Source organism: Bacillota bacterium (assembly GCA_029961055.1).
Lineage (GTDB): Bacteria > Bacillota > Sulfobacillia > JAIMAT01 > JAIMAT01 > JAIMAT01.
This window is the reverse complement of the sequence record JASBVM010000003.1, coordinates 1-664: the sequence shown is the minus strand read 5'-3', so window position 1 is coordinate 664 and position 664 is coordinate 1. Positions and strand designations below refer to the sequence as shown.

General features: G+C 69.6%; 1 protein-coding gene and 1 tRNA gene. Both read right to left on the bottom strand.

Translation table 11 applies throughout. The features are described 5' to 3' along the window. Window positions 1-70: 70 nt before the first annotated feature. Window positions 71-145 (bottom strand) — tRNA-Met (locus tag QJR14_00985). A gap of 86 nt (window positions 146-231) precedes the next feature. Continuing rightward, on the bottom strand, window positions 232-664 hold a 433-nt coding region (locus QJR14_00980), incomplete at its 5' end, for an acetate--CoA ligase (protein ID MDI3316199.1).

Below are 664 nucleotides of genomic sequence, written 5' to 3'. Positions count from 1 at the left end.
GGGCTCGAACCCACGACACCCTGATTAAGAGTCAGGTGCTCTCCCAGCTGAGCTACGGGCCTGCGCAACCTGGTAGCGGCGGGTGGATTTGAACCACCGACGCAGCGGGTATGAACCGCTTGCTCTGCCACTGAGCTACGCCGCCGGAGACCAGGAGCCATTATAGTCGCCCGGACGCCATGCCACAAGCAGCGGCCGGGCGCCGCCGCGACAGGCGCCGGGATCGCGCGGTCAGTCCTCCAGGGTGGAGACGTCGCCGGGCTCGAGGCCGAGCTCCTGCGCCTTCAGGAGCCTGCGCATGATCTTGCCGCTCCGCGTCTTGGGCAGCCGATCGACGATCTGCACCGATGCCGGTGCGGCGATGGGTCCCAGGACGTCGCGCACGTGAGCGATCAGGGCGGCGGGCAGCGATTCCGAAGGCTCGACGCCCGCCCGCAGGATGACAAAGGCCTTGATCGCCTCGCCCTTGACCGGATCGGGTACGCCCACGACGGCCGCCTCGGCCACGGCGGGGTGGCTGACCAGCGCGTTCTCCACGTCCGCCGTGCCGATCCGGTGGCCGGCGGGGTTGAGCACGTCGTCCGAGCGGCCGAGGAACATGAAGTAGCCTTCTTCGTCGCGCTGCGCCAGGTCGCCGCTGGCGTAGACGCCGGGGATGGCCTGC